Source organism: Allorhizobium sp. nf9_anc (assembly GCF_056323085.1).
Genome location: NZ_JBWHZM010000002.1, coordinates 62,203 through 78,694 on the forward strand (window position 1 = coordinate 62,203; position 16,492 = coordinate 78,694).

A 16,492-nucleotide genomic window follows, 5' to 3' on the forward strand; every position below is an offset into this window, starting at 1 on the left:
GCCGCAACCCCGTCAAATCAAGGGACGTTCGGCTGCGCGTGCGGGAAAGCGCGCGACCGGCTCGCTGGCGCCGCGCATGCACACGGTCAACCGGGTGAAGCTGTTGAGTGAAGTGTAAAGTCCGAAGAATCGATCGAGCAAGGATCCGAACAGATGCGCCGTCGCATGGTCGATCCTGGCCGGGTCGAAGGTGATCGTCACGTCGGTTCCCGGCACCATTCCGCCATGCGGCATGCGTGCGAGCGACTGCACTGTTTGCACAGAACTGATGGCTTCGACCAGCTGGCGCGTTTCCGGAGCGTCTCGAAACGCGTAAAGCGACAATATGTCCTTGAGCGCCCCGCCATTGCCGTCGCCAATCGATAGGTGGTTGAGCACCAGATGAGAGACCAGGCGCCAGGCACGACCTTCGCGTTCGTTCAAGCGAACCACGGGTGTCGGTGGCGTTAAGACATTGATCGTGGCAACCGCCTCGTGACCGGATGCAAGCTGCAGACGGGGATGACCTCCGCCGAACGGGAGTTGCTCCGGCAGATCGCGATTGAGGCAGAGCGCATCGATACTCGCCACGGAATCGAGCGGTGTGGCGTGACGCTTGCTGGTATCCACGAAAGCGATGTCGGTATCACTCGTCCTGTCATCTTCGTCGAACCGCCGATAGGTCTGGTAGAACGTCGAGGCCGTATCGGTCCGCTGCGATCGTCCGAAGAAGGGCTGACAGTTCTGGCGTCGCCCTGCGGAGTCGGTCAGAACAACGCGTTCGAGGCTGTGGATCTCGCGCGTCTTTTGCCGCCTTGCATCGGCAATCAACCGATATTCCGTGCGTGTTCCGTCGATCAATAGTGGTTCGCATGCCTGACGAAAAAGATTGACGGCGGGGCTCGCATGCAGCGCAAGATCCCGCAGGCTTACAGATCGCTCGAGCTTGGCGTCCCCTTGGTTCAGGTAGATGAAGATTTCGAGCTGCTCGCCCTGCCACGCTTCCAGCCCGTCGATTTCGAAGAACAGGAATTTCTGCGGCAGCGCAAAAAATTCCGTCAGCAGCCGATATCCTTCGAAGCTTGGCGCCGGATAGGGCAGCATGGCCTCCTCTTGGGAAAAACCGACAGACTTGAGACTGGATGCCGGAAGGAAGATGGGCGCGCGATCGTCAGCATGGCGCGCCAGTGCGATGCCCGCGACATGATTGACAAGGAGTTCATGCGTTGCGACGGCGTGCTGCCAGGCGGATACCACGCCGATGCGCAGATGCGTGAGGCCGATCGCGGAGACCGGCATACGTTCGTCGCAGGTCCTGACAGAGAGGCGAAGGCAGGCCGCGACGCCGGGGAACGGGGCTTGTGGCGCCTCGACCGGCTGTCCTGTCAGTTTAGCCGCAACGAGTTGGATCGGGGCGATGCGAACATCCTGGGTGGTGCGGAAGCGGCAGCTCTCACCGCCGATCGCCTCGGCCACCAACTCGCTGTGCCGCGGGATCGTCTGCTGGCCGGCGAGAGTTCGGTCAGGCTCGAATTGCACGATCGTCATCGATGGGATCGGTGCCAGATAATGTGGATAAAGCGTCTCCAGCATGCTGTCGGTCAGTTCCGGAAACTCGTCGTCCAGCTTCTGGCGAATGCGGGCGGCAGAATAGGCGAAGCTCTGGATCAGTCGCTCCACATGAGGGTCGTCCGCGACATCGCCGGATATGCGCAGCCGTCCTGCGATTTTGGGAAAGGCCCGCGCGAAGCGTCCCGCACGCTGACGCAGCGCTGCAAGTTCCTCGTTGTATCGGCCGAGAAATCCGTCAGCCATTGCTGTCACCCTGCGAAAGCGTCGACACGCCTTCGACCCGGAAGCGCTGTGTTGCCGGATCGATGGTGGACTCGAAACTGATCGGAGGCATTCCTTCGTGCAGTCGGAACGTCGCCTCGATGCGCAGGCGCAGGGCCCGTTCGGTGATGGCGCGGCTCTTGAGAATGGTGACCTGTACATTATCGAGCCGGGTCTCGAAGCGCGCTATGCGGCGTTCAATCCCACGCGCGAGGGAGAGTTTCGCCTCGTCGGAAATTAGGTTGGCCGAAACGGCCCCGTCGACGCCGAATGCAAGCAGCGAATCCTGCAATTCAGTATGCTGGCCGGGTGGGGTGCGAATGGGACGGCGGGTGTTGAGCAAGGCTTCGAGATCGCGCCGGATGGCTTCGCGCATCTGGCGGATCTGTTCAACGAAGCTGATCGGCGGATCGGCTGGACTGTAGGGTGCGTCGTCCAGCAGTCGATCGAGGATCGAGCGTGAAACTTCCCGTTCCCGGGGCCGGTAGATGTCGAGCGGATCAGCCATCTACGGCCTCCGCGATGGTCATCATGGTCAGCGCGCCGAGTTCATGCAAAGGTAGGACCGCTTCGCCACCGAGGAAGCATCGTTGTCCGGACCCGATGATCAACCCGGTCGACGTGTCCAGCCACTCGGTGGTATGGCCCAGCAATCCGGCGGCGTCTTCTTTGCCAGTTCCATGATAGATAGCCGGCAGCAGGACCGGCGCCGTCGCGCCGTCTGTCAAGGTGAGCTGCGCTGGTCGATAGGCGAGGTCCCGCGGACGCCGAAGGGGTTCGAGTTCGAGGCTGTGGACCCGGGAGAGATCGACCCAGAGATAGGAGCCGCCGCTCATGATCACCTCAAGGGCATGCGGAATTCGGTCGTCGAGATCGCGAAAATCTTCGATCATTACGCCGTCGATCAGAACCTTGCGTTCGCCGCGCGCGTCTTCGAGGACGGCGAGGGCGGCCTCCGTCGCGTTGCGGTCTTTTGCGCGATGGGCGACGCCGAGCCGCAGCGCGATGGTATCAAGTTCGGTCGGACCGCCCGGAAACTGCGGCAGTGCACCCGCTTCGAACCACGCGTCGCGCGCCGCCATGCCACGCAGGTGGTGCCGCAACATGGCAAGGCCCATAGTCTGGGACGGATCAAGTCTAGCAACGACACCGCATTGGTTGTCCGCTCGCTCATAGTCTCCGCCAACAATCAACAGGTCGATATAGACATGACGCGCCTCGCGGTCGGCGGGCACGGCCTTGAGCTTGGCCTTGCAGGCTTCCAGTGCCGCCGAAAGATCGTTCTCGCGAAGAAGGACATCGATCTCGTTGGAAAAGCTCATGCGGAAATCCTTTCCCGTCCGGCATAGCCTGTCGCAGGGCCGGCGGTGTCTTTCGCCATTTCGGCGATGAGGTGGAAACTGGTCGAGATGTCGTCGAGCTGAAAGTGCGGCTGCAGGCGAACCGTGCAGCTGAAAGATCCGGGTTTGCCAGGTATCTCCGAAACAGTGATGCCCGCCGAACGCAGCGGATAGCGGATGCGCAGCAGCAGGTCGGCATCGTCATTGCCGAGGGTGTAACCGCTCAGCCATTCATCGAGCCGGCGTTCCAGCGACCGGGCGTCGGAAATCTGGCCGACCTCGTCGCGCATGATGGTCTTGAGGAAGTGGCTGAAGCGCGATGCGCACAACACGTATTGGAGCATTGCGGCGAGCCGAGCGTTCATAAACGCCTGTTCGGTGGCGTAACGTGCCGGGGCATGCAGTGACGGGTTGCTGTTGAAGATCGCATTGGCCGTCAGGTAGGTCGTTCCGATCGCGATGACGCCGAATTCGCTCAGTTGCTGTTGCTGCGTGCTCGAAAGCCGGAATTCGACAGGCGGTTGGTCAGACAGTCCATTCGTTTCAATGCCGAGCTCCAGCGGCGCAAGCTGCTGTTGGGACAGCAGTCCACCGTCCACCCCGTCTTGGGTGACACCTCTGATGTCAGCGAACCAGCCGCTTTCGATAAAGTTTCGGATGACGATGGTCCCGAAGGCGAAGGCGCCATTGCCCCATACGAGGGTGCTGCCATCGGCGGCGACCGTCTCGGTGAACGGGAAGAGGTCGTCTCTTTTCCGCGAAAACGGTGCCCATGGTCCTCGCATGAGAATGCGTGGCGCCACCAGACCCAAAAACCGAGCGTCCTCGGCCGAACGCAGGCTGTTCCATCTGAGGCGACGTGGATCGGTCGCCAGGAAGGACAGATCCTGCACCCGGTCGAGTTCAGACAAGCTTTCCAGGCCGATCGCCTGCGGCGTGGCTCCTGCAACGAAAGGGCAGAAGGCAGCCGCAGCCACCATCCCGATCTGGCCCAGCGTTCCAACGGCATCGCCTCCGGCAGGCTCCGTCGGCGAAAGGTGGTAGTCACCGATCAGGAGCCCGAACGGCTCGCCACCCGGCATGCCGAACTCGCGATTGTAGACCAGCTCGAACAAGTGGCTCTGATCGAAGTCGGCCGCTCGCTCGATCGAGCGCGACAATTCCGACCACGAGATGGATAGGATCTTGACCTTCACGTCTACGCCCTGCTGGGCTTGGCGCACCAGCATGGCAAGACCACGCCAGCGCGCTTCCATCTCCATGAAATCGGGATGATGCAAAATCGCATTGACCTGACTGTTGAGACGCACGTCGATCAGATGGATCAGTTGATCGATCCGCCGTCGCACATCCAAACACGTATCAAGCATGGTTCGGTGCCTCGCGCTGAAGGGAGGCACGGGCAGTGGTTCTGCCCGCGCCTGATTGCATCAGTTCTTGCTCGGAATACGGGCGACCATGCGCAGGGATGTGGTCAATTCCTCCATCTGCAGCCAGGGGCGCATCCATGCCACGGCGTTGTAGGCACCCGGGCGTCCCGGTATCTCCTGCACGGTCACTTTCGCATCCCGCAACGGGTACTTTGCTCGGGATTCCTCACCGGCGTCATCGTTCGCGTTGACATAGTTGGAGATCCAGCGATTGAGCCAGACCTCGCAGTCCTCGGCTTCCATGAAGGAGCCGATCTTGTCGCGGCCCATCACCTTCAGATAGTGGGCGAAGCGCGAAGTCGCCATGATATAGGGGAGGCGGGCGGAGACAGCCGCATTGGCAGTCGCCTCCGGTCGATCGTAGAGCTTCGCCTTGTGGGTCGTTTGCGCACCGAAAAACACCGCATAGTCGGTGTTCTTGTAGTGGCAGAGCGGCAGGAAGCCGAGTTTTCCGAGTTCGGCATCGCGCCTGTCGGTGATGCCGACTTCGGTCGGGCATTTCAGGTCCAGATCGCCATCGTCGCTCGAGAAGACGTGCATCGGCAATCCCTCGACCTTGCCGCCGTTTTCAGCGCCGCGGATCGCGGTACACCAGCCGCTTTTCGCAAAAGCCTCGGTCAGGCGCGTGCCCATGACATAGGATGCGTTCATCCAGCAATAGGAGGAATGCGGCAGCTCGCCGGTTTTCGAGCCGCCGGTTTCGTCATAGTTGAAGTCGTCGATCGGCATGGTCTTCGGCCCGTAGGGCATGCGTGCCAGAACACGCGGAAGCGCCAAGGTGACGAAGCGCGAATCGTCGCTTTCCCTGAAGCTCCGCCACTTGGCATATTCGACGGTCTCGAATATCTTCTCAAGATCGCGCGGTTTCGCGAGTTCGGTGAAGTCCTCGAAGCCAAACATTTCGGGGCTGGCCGCAGCAATGAACGGCGCAAAGGACGCTGCGGCAATCATCGACACGCCCTGCAGGAGCTGCACATCGTCGAACGAATTGCCGAACTGGTAGTCGCCTATCAAGGCGCCCATCGGTTCGCCGCCTGGGGTGCCGAACTCGTCTTCGTAGATCGACTTGAACAGGCGCGACTGGTCGAATTCCACAGCCTTTGCCAGATCCTTGGCGATCTCCCTCTTGCTCGCATTGAGCACCCGGATCTTCAGGTTGACGCTTGTCTCGCTGTTCTTGACGAGATACTGCAGCCCGCGCCAGGTTCCTTCCAGCTTCACGAAGTCGGGCGCCTGCATGATGGCCGCAAGCTGTGTCGAGATCGCCTTGTCGATTTCGGCGATCGCGTTGTTCAAGGTGATGGTGAGGTTGCGGTCATAGGAGACCGTGCCCTTCATCGCTTGGTCGGTCAGCGTCCGCAGCAGGCTCTGGGCCCGATCCGGTTCCGTCTGGCGCGTGGCGGCCACGACCTTGGCGAGGAGGTTTTCCCCTTCAGCCGAGATCGATTGTGCCTTGCCCTGCACTTGCGTTTCAGCACTCATGTCTTAGTCCTTCCGGGTGGGAGCGTTGTCGCGCCGGCGCGATGCTCCGAGTGATCAACATGCGGTCGTGATGCCTCGATCGCGACCGCCGAGGGGCTCATTTGCCGTTCGGGTTCTTTTCATCGAGCTGTGCCATCAGAGCCGTCAGCTCGCCCTTGTTCTGCAGGATGTCCTCGAGCAGTCGCTCCAGATCCTCCGAGCGGTCAGCCTTGCTCATCAGGTCACGCAACTCGTTTCTCGCATCCAGAAGCGCTTTCAGGGCAGGTACCTGCCGGACTACCGAGCCTGGTTCGAAGTCTTCCATGCGCTCGAATTTCAGCGATACCTGCATTTGGCTGCCGTCGTTCTGCAGCGTATTGTCAACGGCGATTTGCAGTCCCGGCGTCATGCGCTGCATCACATCGTCGAAATTGTCCCTGTCGATCTGAACGAATTTCCGTTCGCCGAAGGGCTTGAGCGGCTGGGTCGGATTGCCTGAGAAATCTCCCAGCACGCCGACAACGAAAGGCAGTTCCTTGACGACCATCGCGCCTTCGGTTTCCACCTCGTACTTGATGTGAACGCGGGGCTTGCGGACCCGCTCCAGCTTTTCGTGAACACTCGCCATGTTTCTCTCCTTCCTGCCTCACGGCAGATCCGTTTCAATTCGATCAGTCGCAGTCCAGGCGAACCGTCGCTCTGGAATTGGTCTCGTCACATGCTATCGGGCATCTGCCGGATGCCGGCGGCGCTCATGACGGCCTGACGCTGGTTTGCGTCCGGCATCAGCTCTGCCAGCAATTGGGAAAAATCCATCCGGCCCCGACGCACCAGCGTCTCGATCGACATCGAGAGCGGCGAGTGCGGCTCGGTCTTGCGGAAATAGCGCGCCACCAGGAGGAGGACCTCGAACGCTTCCTCTCTCGATCCTATGCGGTCGAAGGATTGTCGCGTAGCGGAGGCGGTGGGCTGCTGCTCGTCTCTGCTTGCTGCCGCAGGATCCAGCACGGTCACGCCGATTGCCGGGGCGTCTGTCTGGTCATCGACCCGCCCGAGAAATTTGACCGCTGCCGCGGCCTCAAGCAGCGCATTGCGCGTGTTCGAACTCGGCGGCGCCTGGCTGCCGCACCGCTCGGTCAGGATCTCGTTAATCCGGTCGAACAGGGCAATGCAGGCCTTGATCGTGTTGAAATGACCCGTCATGGCGACGGCCCCCACGTCCTGCGCCGCCTGCTGCAACGTTTCACGAGCGCGATCTTCGCCCGGTCGTTGGGCAACCTGAAAGTCCCAGAGAGAGTTTTGACCGAATTTGGCATTCGGGGTCAGGGGTGCAAGCCTGATCGCCTGAATCAACGTTCCCTCGCTGCCGATACCGTTCAATCCGGCGAACGGTGCAAACCGCTCTTCCGGATCGTCATTGCCGATCGAATGGAGACCGTCGAAATGCTGTTCCAGAAGCGACGCTGTCACGTCATAGATGTTGCGAAGACCCGAGAAGCCCTCAAGCCTGAGTTGCGCCTCCATCAGCCATGCCAACACCTCAATGTCTTTACTATGGGAGCCCAGAAGCTGCAACCCAAGATTGTTAACATCCCCCCAAATTGGAGAGATCCCGACGCTCTGCCCTGGCTCGACATTGCGCTCCGCTGCGCGGGCCATATTTCGGGAGTCCTTAATTCTCAAATATAAATCACGAGAATTAGTATTTCGCCGAATATCTTGACCGCATGGCGCGTCATCTAAGATTGGTTTGGACAGTGATTCGAATTTCATTCAGAATTACTCTCCGTAAAATTCAGATATTACAAATAGCCGATAAGTTCGGCAGGGAAACACCGGCGAAAAACGCCCGTAAGATCGCGACAAAATTGTGGCAAGGTCGGAGAATCTTAAAAAAACTATTTTTGTGATGTAGCGCACTAGACAGGTCGCGAAGGGCGCCATAGCTCTTCAAAGACAACCTGTGCGTGGGCGTACTTGAAACCCAGGATGACATTTGACCGATGCCGCAGATTGATATTGACCGATTGGTCCAAAAATTGACGCCATCTCTGCGTGTCGCTCTTGAGACAGGAGCGTCTCTGGCTGTCCGCTTTTGTCATCCGGCTGTCGAGATCCCGCACTGGCTACGTGCATTGCTCGATGATAGCGCTTTCGCGGATCTGATCGGGCGTCTGGGGCTAGAGCCTCAAGTGCTGCGGCTTGAGCTCGACTATGCCCTCTCCGATATCGCGCGCCATGATGGGGTATCCCTTGTTCTGTCCGAGCAATTGCTGACGCTCAGTCGCGAGGCCTGGTTGGCAGCGTCGCTGCATGCCGGGCGTACAACTGTTTTGCCATCCGATCTGTTGATCGCCTTGCTAGATGATTCAGCACTACGCTTCGTCGTGCGCGGGGCTGTTCCGTCTCTGTTGCGTCTTGATCGTGCAGCGCTGGATGCTCAGCGCGCCGCAGAAGGTGAAACGGGTCGGCTCGACGAGGTTGGTCCCGACCCCGTCTCGCATCGGCAGCCGGTGGCAGACAACGAATTTTTGCGTCTCTACACGCGTGACCTGACCGAAGATGCGCGAACCGGTCGGCTTGATCCGGTGATCGGACGCCAGCGGGAATTGCGGCAGGTGGTCGATATCTTGATGCGTCGCCGGCAAAACAATCCGATCCTCGTGGGCGAACCTGGCGTGGGTAAAACGGCGATTGCCGAGGCTTTGGCGCTGGGGATCGCATGCGGTGATGTTCCCGAACGTCTTCGAGCCGTTCGCCTCCTGTTGCTCGATCTGACACTTCTCCAGGCTGGCGCAGGCGTAAAGGGCGAATTCGAGCGGCGTCTGCATGGTGTGGTCGATGCGGCGAAACATTCGCCCGATCCCGTCATTCTGTTCATCGATGAAGCCCATGGTCTGATCGGCGCCGGAGGCCAGCCCGGTCAAGGCGATGCGGCAAACATCCTAAAGCCGGCCCTCGCGCGTGGCGAGGTGCGAACCATAGCCGCCACGACCTGGAGCGAATACAAACGTTTCATCGAGAAGGACGCCGCATTGACGCGGCGCTTCCAGATCGTCCAGGTATTGGAGCCGGATGAAGCCACAGCCATCCGCATGCTGCGAGGCGTTGCAGACAGTCTGAAGCGGCACCATGGGGTTCGCATCAGGGACGAGGCGATCCGGGCGTCCGTGGAACTTTCGGCGCGCTACCTGCCGGCGCGGCAGTTGCCGGACAAGGCCATCAGCCTACTGGACACGGCTGCCGCATCGGTGGCTTTGGCGCGCCAGACCCGACCCGAGCGCCTATCCGACCTCAAGCATGAACTCTCGCTCCTGGAGCGCGAAAGGAACTGGCTGTCAGGCGAGCCGGAAACAGGCCAGCGATCGGAACGTCTTGCGGCGACCGCAGTCGAGGTCGAGGACATCCTGCGCGAAATTGAACTCCTCGAAGCCAAGCACGATGTCGAGCTGCGGCTCGTGCAGGAGGCCGATCGGCTGGAACAGCTGTGTTCCGCCGATGGGACACTCATACCGATCCCAAGCGCTACGGCGGACAGTGCCGAAAACATCGCCGTCTTTCCGCCGTCGGCGAGAGCCGATCGTCCACAAGATGCACTTGTCCTTGCAGAGCGCAATCTTGCCGAAGCTGCAGGTGAAGAGGCTCTGGTGCCCAGGGTCGTCAACCGTGACGTGATTGCATCGGTCCTGTCCCGCTGGACCGGCATTCCGGTTGGCAAACTGCTTTCCGATCAGGTCGAAGCGGTGCGCACACTGGAAACGAGACTGAACGCACGCGTCCTTGGGCAGGATGCTGCCTTGAACCGCATCGCGTCTACGCTTCGCACAGCACGGGCCGGACTTTCGGATCCCACCCGACCGACGGCGGTGTTCCTGCTGGTCGGCATGTCGGGCACCGGCAAGACCGAGACCGCGCTGTCCGTCGCGGATCTTCTTTACGGCGGAAGTCAGCACCTGACGACCATCAACATGTCCGAATTCAAGGAAGAGCACAAAGTCTCGACCCTGCTCGGTTCGCCGCCAGGTTATGTCGGATATGGTGAGGGCGGTATTCTGACCGAAGCCGTCAGGCGGCGCCCGTTCGGAGTGCTGCTGCTCGATGAAATCGATAAGGCGCATCCCGGCGTTCAGGACATCTTCTACCAGATGTTCGACAAGGGTTCCTTGCGGGACAGCGAGGGCCGTGATGTCGATTTTCGCAACACCACGATCTTCATGACGGCCAATACGGGCTCGGAATTGCTGGCCTCGCTGGCTGTCGATCCCGAGACCATGCCGGAAGGCGAAGCTTTGGAAGCCCTGCTGATTCCGGAATTGCAGCAGCGGTTCAAGCCGGCCTTCCTTGGCCGAACGACCATATTGCCTTTCATGCCGCTCACGGCCGCGTCACTTTCTGGCATCATCGATATCCAGTTGCGGCGTATCGCCGATCGGGTGAAGGCGACCTATGGCGCCCGCATCGTGCTGACGGAGCAGGCGCGCGGCAGTCTCGTCTCTCGCGCCCGGACCAGCGAACTCGGCGCGCGCGCCATCGAGCTGATGATCATGCGCGACCTGATGCCGGTGCTTTCGACCTTCCTTCTCGACACGCTGACACGCGGTGTCCGCGTCGAGGAGATCACGATTCGACACGATGGCCATCGCTTCACAATCGAGGCGCACGAAATCGACGTCGATGGGAAATCTGGTGCTGCGGTCGCTCCGGCGGCTGATGCTCCGGATGCAGAAGCCCCGAAGCCCCGAGGGGCGAGGGGAGGGGCACGGCGGAAGAACAACGTGCCGTAGACCGACCTATTCATTCTTACAGGAGATCAGACGCATGCCGATTTATTTGCAGATCGATGGTATTCAAGGTGATGCAACCCATGAGCAGCACCGCAAGTGGATGGATATCGAAGCCATTCATTGGAATGTTTCGCGCAACATGAACACCTCCGCGGGTTCGGCTGCGAACCGTGAAGCCTCCGAGCCCACCGTCTCGGAAGTCATCCTCACCAAAGTGTCGGACAGCTCCTCGACCAAGCTGTTCCAGGAGGCCTGCTCGGGTCGCACGGGCAAGCGCGCCGTCATCCACATGGTGACCACCGGCAATCCAGGTGACACCTATATCGAATACTCGCTCACCAATACGCTGATCGCGAGCTATTCGATCGATTCCAACGGGGATCGCCCGGTCGAAACGGTGAAGCTGAACTTCACCAAGATGGAAGTGAAGTACACCCCATTCGACGAAAACCAGTCGCCGCAGTCGCCGATGATCGCCTCCTACGATCTGGCCACCACCAAGGCCGCCTGATCGTCCAAAGATTGGTTTGCGACCCGGGCCGCTGCGCCCGGGCCGCAAGTCCAGAAACTGCGAAAAGCGTTCACTACGTCATTGTCTGGAGGGATATATGGTGGCCTTGGCGTCTCCGCGCGTCGGAGAGATCGAACCCCAGGATGGTCTCAGGATCGCGCTATCGGCCGTTCAGCTTGCAGCGGTTCTGGAGCAGGTGACGGTTGAGCCCCAGGGAACCGTCGGAAATCGCGTCATTGGTGGGCTTCGGCTGTTGGGATGTGGCGCCGAACTCGTCAGTGCAGGCGCGTTGTTGGCGGCGCCAGAGCCAACCATGCTGACAAAGGCGGGTGGCATAGCGCTCGGTGCTCACGGCATCGACCAGTGCGTGACCGGAGCACGCCAGGTCTGGTCCGGACGCGATGTAAAGGCCTTGTCGGAAAAGGGCGTGGAATCGCTGGCGCGCGGTCTTGGTGCAAGCCCGCAGACGGCAGAAAACGTTTCGCTTGCCGTCCAGATCCTGGTTCCGCTTGCGGGTTCGGCAATGGCCGGCGCGGTGCGCGTCGGGGCCGTCCGCGCGGGGCGGATTTCGCTGATGCGCCAGGAAGCGCAAGTTGGGACTTCCATCGGCGGCCACACGATCGCGCGGCATGTCGGCTGGACGGATGCGCAACTGACGCAGCGGATGAGCCAGATGGCAGGCCGGGGGCGTGCACCCAAGTCGATCTCGACCTATGCCGATCTGGCCACAGCCGAGCGGGCGATCACGCGGGCCTTGCAGAGCAATCGGGCGCGGATCTTTGCCTGGTCGCGTAATGCCGGCAAAGGCGATGTGCTGAGACTCGAACTCGATCTTGGCCGCGAAGTCGGACGAGGCATCTTGAAGTCCACGCAACGCATTCAGCCAATGACCCGTATCGAGGTGCGGCTGATGCGAGAATTCCACGCGGGTCGCCCATATTTCGTGCTGACCTCCTTTCCCATTCCGTGATGCAGGAGCGCAGAAGCGATGAACGCTGATCCGGCTTATCCTGCTCTAGCCACATTGATGGCTTGCTGCTTCCATCAGGACATGGATCTCGAGGCCGAGACCGTTCCCGAGGCGGTAGCCTTGTATGTGCGTGGCCTGTCTCGGGCCGACGGAAATGCATTGCGGGCAGATATCACCGGATTTCTGCAAACCCACGCCGCCGATCTGGACGAGATCTTCCTCCAGACCTTCGGAGACGACCTCGATCCCCGCGAAGTCGATTTCGGGATCCAGGACTTCTTGCGCATGATCGCAAGCCTGATCGACGATCCCGCCGCTTTTCGAGACTTTCTTGAGGAGGATCTGCAGGCAGAATTTCCTCACCTGCGTCGCCTTGCGCGTGCCTGCACGGATCTACCGCTCGTCAGTGCGGAGGCGCGCCGACTGGGCGTGCAGGGGGCAGACGACCTGCCGCATGCAATGGCGCTCCATCTCACCGCGCTCTCCCCGGCCCAAAGCCAGGCGCTCATGGCTGAAATGCGGGGTTTCCAATCTCTCTACGGCCATCGCGCAACCTCAGTTTTCGCCAAAAGGTGGCTGGATCTTAAGGCCACCCCGATCGGCACATTCGAAGAATTCAAGCGTGCCGTCGAGGCAATCGCAGCCGATACCGCAGGCGTCGGAGGCTTCGATGCGGCATGAGAAAGAGGCGTATATCCCATGAATAAGAGCGTTGGGCGACCGGATTTGAATAGGCCGAGCCATATGTCGAAGATCGCCTCGCTGCCGGGCGAAGAGCGCGTGGTGACCGAGGCGGGGATCGCCCGACCAAGGCATATCCGGCGCCCCGTCTCGCGCTGCATGGCGGCGCTGCCGCTGCTGGCGATCGTCACCCCGGCAATTGCTCAGCAGGCCGATGTCTGGCGGATGAACGGCGTCCAGTTGCTTGCGGCGCTGAAGGGCGAGGCCGCTCCCGAGATCGCCGATGTCGAACTGCGCCGCCAGGTGTCCTTCGAGCGCGGCGCGGCCTATGTCGCCGGTGTCGCCGATGCGACCGACGGCAAGCTCTGGTGCATGGAGGGGGGCATCCTCATTCATGAACTGACCGATCGCGTCTTCACCGAGCTGCAAACGTTGAGCCCCGAGGCCCTCGCGCAAAATGCCGCGATCCCCGTGGCTGCAGCCCTGAGCAAATCCTTTCCCTGCAAAGATCAATGATCCGGAGCCGAGATGATTACCGTTTCCTTCGATACTCTGCTGTCCAACTATTCGAGCAGCGCGTCCCACAGGGCCAATTACGTCAGCCAGCCGGATCTGTTCCAGGAGATCGGCTGGGAATCGCTGGCGCGGAATCCGCTCTATGCCAATACCTGCGCGCTGAGGGTCAGCCTGGCGCTGGTGAAATCCGGTGTGAGGATCGCGCCGAAGTCGCACAACATCCTGAAGGGGCCGCACAGCGGCAAGGGCGTCGAGGTGTCGATGCGCAAGCTCGCGGATCTTCTCGCGCGACCCGGTTATCTGGGCTCGTATGAGACCTTCACCCCGCAGACGGCGCAGACCGGCATCGGTGCCCGCAAGGGGGTCGTCGCGTTCCATGGTGTCCCGGGTTATCCGGGCGGCGGGCACATCGATCTCGTGACCGGGGCCGCCGATGCCGCGCAATGTGCGTCGGCCTGCTACTACCAGTCCCGCGCGATCTGGTTCTGGCCGCTCGTATCAGGCCGTCTGTCGTAACCCACCGAGGTGCCCCCATGAACGAGCAATCCTCCGCCGCCGATTTCATCCAGGCCAGCCGTGTGCTGAAGATCGCCTCGCCCCTGGGCGAGGACCAGTTGCTGCCGGAGCGCGTGGTGGTCGAGGAGGGGGTCAACCGGCTCTTCGAGATCCGACTGTCGGCGCGGTCGAAAAAGCCGCAGGTGAAACCGGAGGATCTGATCGGGCGCCTCGTCGACGTGTCGCTGGAGATTTCCCAGGGCGATGGCGAGGCGGGCTCGGCAGTGCGCCGGCCGTTCAACGGCCTGGTGACGGCGTTGAACGAGGGGCCGCCGATCACGCGTGGGCTTCGCGCCTATGCCATGGTGCTGCGGCCGCAGATGTGGCTGTTGTCGCGCCGGTCCGATTGCCGCATCTGGATGGACAAGACGGCACTCGACGTGCTGGACACGCTGTTTTCCGAGCACGGCATTCCGGCCGCCGACACGTCGGGCGTGATCACCCCGCCGCCATCGCAGCATTACAGCGTGCAGTGGAACGAGACGGATCTCGCCTATCTGACCCGGCGTCTGGAGGAGGACGGTCTCTTCTACTGGTTCTCCCACGAGGACGGCCGCCACACGCTGCATGTGGGTGATACTGCGTCCGCCTGGCTCGATCCCTCGCCGTCGGCGCAAGGCGAAGGCCGGGTGCGGCTGGCGCAGGGCTCGTCGGATCGCAACCATATCACCGAGTGGCAGCGCCACTTCGCCTATGTGCCGGGCAAACGCACCGGCGGCGACTGGAACTTTGAGACGCCCTCCATGGTGCCGCGCGCCGAGACGCCCTCGCTCATCCAGATGCCGGATGCGATCAAGCGCGAGCTCTATGAGTATCCCGCCCGCATTTCCACGGTTGCCGAGGCGGAGCGGGCCGAGAAGCTCAGGGTGCAGGCGACGGAGGCCGATCATGACCGTGTGCATGGCGGCTCGACCTCGCGCATTCTGGAAGCCGGCCGGCGCTTTACCCCTTACGAGGTGGCCCATCCGGATCATGTTTATGAAGAACACGTGATCATCGCCATCCGCCATCAGGTGGTCGACCGGTCCTATGAGACCTCGACCGATCTGCCGGAATACGAGAACACGTTCGAGGCCCTGCCGGCGCGGGTGCCGCTCACCCCGCATCGGGAGACGAAGCGGCCGAAGATCGAGGGCACGCAGGTGGCGATCGTCGCCGGACCCTCCGGCGAGGAGATCCACCCGGACCAATATGGCCGGATCAAGCTGTGGTTCCCCTGGGACCGGAAGGCCAAGAAGGACGGGACGGATACTTGCTGGGTTCGCGTGGCGCAAAGCTGGGGCGGCGGCACCTGGGGCAGCCAAATCATCCCGCGCATCGGCATGGAGGTGATGGTCGCCTATGTCGACGGCGATCCCGACCGGCCGCTGGTCGTCGGCGTGGTGCCGAACCCGGCCAATGCCGTGCCGTATGAGCTGCCGGCGAATAAGACGCGCATGGTGCTGCGCTCCAACACCCATAAGGGTCAGGGCTTCAACGAGATCTCGTTCGAGGACGAGGCGGGCCGGGAGAACCAGTTCTTCCATGCCCAGAAGGACCAGACGACACGGGTGCTCAACGACCGCACCAAGCGCATCGACCGGCACGAGGTGGCCTCGGTCGGCGGCAACCGGGCCGTCGAAGTGGCGGGCAACCAGAAGCATGAGATCGGCGGCTCGGTGAACACGGTGGTCGGCGGAACGGGACCGATGGCGATGCTGGCCATGGCCGGCGTTCAGGCGCTGTCAGGCCAGACAGCGGGGCTCCTCTCCCAAGCCGCTCAGATTGCCGGCGGCGGCGGCCCCGGTATCGCCGCCTTCGCCACCACGCTCGCATCGTCCGCACTCGGCTTCCTGGGTTCCGGCGGCATGGCCGCACGCGAGGGCGTCGTCTCGGGCCCAAGCCCGAGGGCGGATGCCGGCACGGCGCTGGCCGGATCGGGAACAGGCGTCGGCGAGGATGCCGGTGGGTTGTTTCCGCTCCCCGGCATCATGAACACGATCGTCGGTGCGTTTCAGTCAACGTCAGTGGGTGTTGCGAAGGCCGAGCAAATCGGCGTCAGCAAGGTGACCAATATCGGGCAGACCGAAGTTCGCCAGGTTGGCAAGCAGCAGAACCTGACAATCGGCAATGAGCAATATGTCGAGATCGGAACAGGCCAGTACACCCGCGTCGGTGAGAAGATCACCGTCAATGTCGGTAAACTCTACAATCTTGTCTCTGAGGACAAGTACCACGGCGAGGCGAAAGTCTGGGAGATTTTCGCAGATGACGAAATCAGGCTTTCTACCCCGGGAGGTTACATCTCCCTGACGAAAACGGGCATCAAGCTGTTTGCACTGAAGATCGATATCGAGGGCAACCAGATTAACTTCAAGAAAGGTGGGCCGGGTGACAGTGGCTCCTGCTTGAAGTCGATGTCACGTAATTCCACGCCATTTGTGAGGATTTGA

At 61.4% G+C, this 16,492-nt stretch carries 14 protein-coding genes; 7 read left to right on the forward strand and 7 right to left on the reverse strand.

Translation table 11 applies throughout. From position 1 onward, the window contains the following. Window positions 1–12: 12 nt before the first annotated feature. The 7 genes from tssF to tssA form a co-directional block, all read right to left on the reverse strand. The gene (gene tssF, locus AC02Y0_RS22455) at window positions 13–1,794 is read right to left on the reverse strand and encodes a type VI secretion system baseplate subunit TssF (protein WP_476384310.1); all 1,782 of its coding nucleotides are present in this window, start codon (window positions 1,792–1,794) and stop codon (window positions 13–15) included. Further along, on the reverse strand, window positions 1,787–2,320 hold the full coding sequence (tssE, locus tag AC02Y0_RS22460) for a type VI secretion system baseplate subunit TssE (RefSeq protein ID WP_476384311.1): 534 nt from the start codon (window positions 2,318–2,320) through the stop codon (window positions 1,787–1,789). Before tssE ends, tssF begins: the two co-directional genes overlap by 8 nt. Further along, window positions 2,313–3,134 (reverse strand): type VI secretion system accessory protein TagJ, encoded by an 822-nt coding sequence (locus AC02Y0_RS22465; protein ID WP_476384312.1) that lies wholly within the window; start codon window positions 3,132–3,134, stop codon window positions 2,313–2,315. Before AC02Y0_RS22465 ends, tssE begins: the two co-directional genes overlap by 8 nt. After that, entirely contained in the window at window positions 3,131–4,522 is a 1,392-nt protein-coding gene (tssC, locus tag AC02Y0_RS22470; protein WP_476384313.1) for a type VI secretion system contractile sheath large subunit, read from the reverse strand. The genes AC02Y0_RS22465 and tssC (AC02Y0_RS22470) overlap by 4 nt, the downstream gene beginning before the upstream one ends. A 60-nt stretch (window positions 4,523–4,582) precedes the next feature. Further along, complete coding sequence (gene tssC, locus AC02Y0_RS22475; RefSeq protein ID WP_476384314.1) at window positions 4,583–6,064, reverse strand: type VI secretion system contractile sheath large subunit; 1,482 nt, start codon at window positions 6,062–6,064, stop codon at window positions 4,583–4,585. A 97-nt stretch (window positions 6,065–6,161) separates the two neighbouring features. Next, window positions 6,162–6,671 (reverse strand): type VI secretion system contractile sheath small subunit, encoded by a 510-nt coding sequence (tssB, locus tag AC02Y0_RS22480; protein WP_476384315.1) that lies wholly within the window; start codon window positions 6,669–6,671, stop codon window positions 6,162–6,164. 86 nt (window positions 6,672–6,757) lie between these two features. Next, a complete protein-coding gene (tssA, locus tag AC02Y0_RS22485) occupies window positions 6,758–7,816 on the reverse strand; it encodes a type VI secretion system protein TssA (RefSeq protein WP_476384316.1) in 1,059 nt (352 codons plus the stop codon). 230 nt (window positions 7,817–8,046) lie between these two features. Here tssA and tssH point away from each other — a divergent pair, with 230 nt between their 5' ends. The 7 genes from tssH (at window position 8,047) to tssI (ending at window position 16,492) form a co-directional block, all read left to right on the forward strand. Next, entirely contained in the window at window positions 8,047–10,827 is a 2,781-nt protein-coding gene (gene tssH / locus AC02Y0_RS22490; RefSeq protein WP_476384317.1) for a type VI secretion system ATPase TssH, read from the forward strand. A gap of 34 nt (window positions 10,828–10,861) precedes the next feature. Beyond that, window positions 10,862–11,338: an Hcp family type VI secretion system effector gene (locus AC02Y0_RS22495; RefSeq protein ID WP_476384318.1), complete on the forward strand. Its 477-nt coding sequence runs from the start codon at window positions 10,862–10,864 to the stop codon at window positions 11,336–11,338. Window positions 11,339–11,435: 97 nt separating this feature from the next. Further along, window positions 11,436–12,308, forward strand: a complete 873-nt coding sequence (locus AC02Y0_RS22500) for an RNase A-like domain-containing protein (protein WP_476384319.1) — start codon at window positions 11,436–11,438, stop codon at window positions 12,306–12,308. Window positions 12,309–12,326: 18 nt separating this feature from the next. After that, complete coding sequence (locus AC02Y0_RS22505; RefSeq protein ID WP_476384320.1) at window positions 12,327–12,989, forward strand: contact-dependent growth inhibition system immunity protein; 663 nt, start codon at window positions 12,327–12,329, stop codon at window positions 12,987–12,989. A 63-nt stretch (window positions 12,990–13,052) separates the two neighbouring features. Next, window positions 13,053–13,505, forward strand: a complete 453-nt coding sequence (locus tag AC02Y0_RS22510) for a Rap1a/Tai family immunity protein (RefSeq protein WP_476384321.1) — start codon at window positions 13,053–13,055, stop codon at window positions 13,503–13,505. Window positions 13,506–13,517: 12 nt separating this feature from the next. After that, a complete protein-coding gene (locus tag AC02Y0_RS22515) occupies window positions 13,518–14,021 on the forward strand; it encodes a T6SS effector amidase Tae4 family protein (protein WP_476384322.1) in 504 nt (167 codons plus the stop codon). A 17-nt stretch (window positions 14,022–14,038) separates the two neighbouring features. Beyond that, window positions 14,039–16,492 carry a type VI secretion system tip protein TssI/VgrG gene (gene tssI / locus AC02Y0_RS22520; RefSeq protein WP_476384323.1) on the forward strand — a complete coding sequence of 818 codons (2,454 nt, stop codon included), beginning with the start codon at window positions 14,039–14,041 and terminating at the stop codon, window positions 16,490–16,492.

Coding starts and splice junctions, on each gene's coding strand:
- tssC (WP_476384313.1), bottom strand. CDS start 4,522: ATGCTTGATACGTGTTTGGATGTGCGACGGCGGATCGATCAACTGATC.
- tssB (WP_476384315.1), bottom strand. CDS start 6,671: ATGGCGAGTGTTCACGAAAAGCTGGAGCGGGTCCGCAAGCCCCGCGTT.
- AC02Y0_RS22515 (WP_476384322.1), top strand. CDS start 13,518: ATGATTACCGTTTCCTTCGATACTCTGCTGTCCAACTATTCGAGCAGC.
- AC02Y0_RS22465 (WP_476384312.1), bottom strand. CDS start 3,134: ATGAGCTTTTCCAACGAGATCGATGTCCTTCTTCGCGAGAACGATCTT.
- tssA (WP_476384316.1), bottom strand. CDS start 7,816: ATGAAATTCGAATCACTGTCCAAACCAATCTTAGATGACGCGCCATGC.
- tssH (WP_476384317.1), top strand. CDS start 8,047: ATGCCGCAGATTGATATTGACCGATTGGTCCAAAAATTGACGCCATCT.
- AC02Y0_RS22510 (WP_476384321.1), top strand. CDS start 13,053: ATGTCGAAGATCGCCTCGCTGCCGGGCGAAGAGCGCGTGGTGACCGAG.
- tssE (WP_476384311.1), bottom strand. CDS start 2,320: ATGGCTGATCCGCTCGACATCTACCGGCCCCGGGAACGGGAAGTTTCA.
- AC02Y0_RS22495 (WP_476384318.1), top strand. CDS start 10,862: ATGCCGATTTATTTGCAGATCGATGGTATTCAAGGTGATGCAACCCAT.
- tssC (WP_476384314.1), bottom strand. CDS start 6,064: ATGAGTGCTGAAACGCAAGTGCAGGGCAAGGCACAATCGATCTCGGCT.
- AC02Y0_RS22505 (WP_476384320.1), top strand. CDS start 12,327: ATGAACGCTGATCCGGCTTATCCTGCTCTAGCCACATTGATGGCTTGC.
- AC02Y0_RS22500 (WP_476384319.1), top strand. CDS start 11,436: ATGGTGGCCTTGGCGTCTCCGCGCGTCGGAGAGATCGAACCCCAGGAT.
- tssF (WP_476384310.1), bottom strand. CDS start 1,794: ATGGCTGACGGATTTCTCGGCCGATACAACGAGGAACTTGCAGCGCTG.
- tssI (WP_476384323.1), top strand. CDS start 14,039: ATGAACGAGCAATCCTCCGCCGCCGATTTCATCCAGGCCAGCCGTGTG.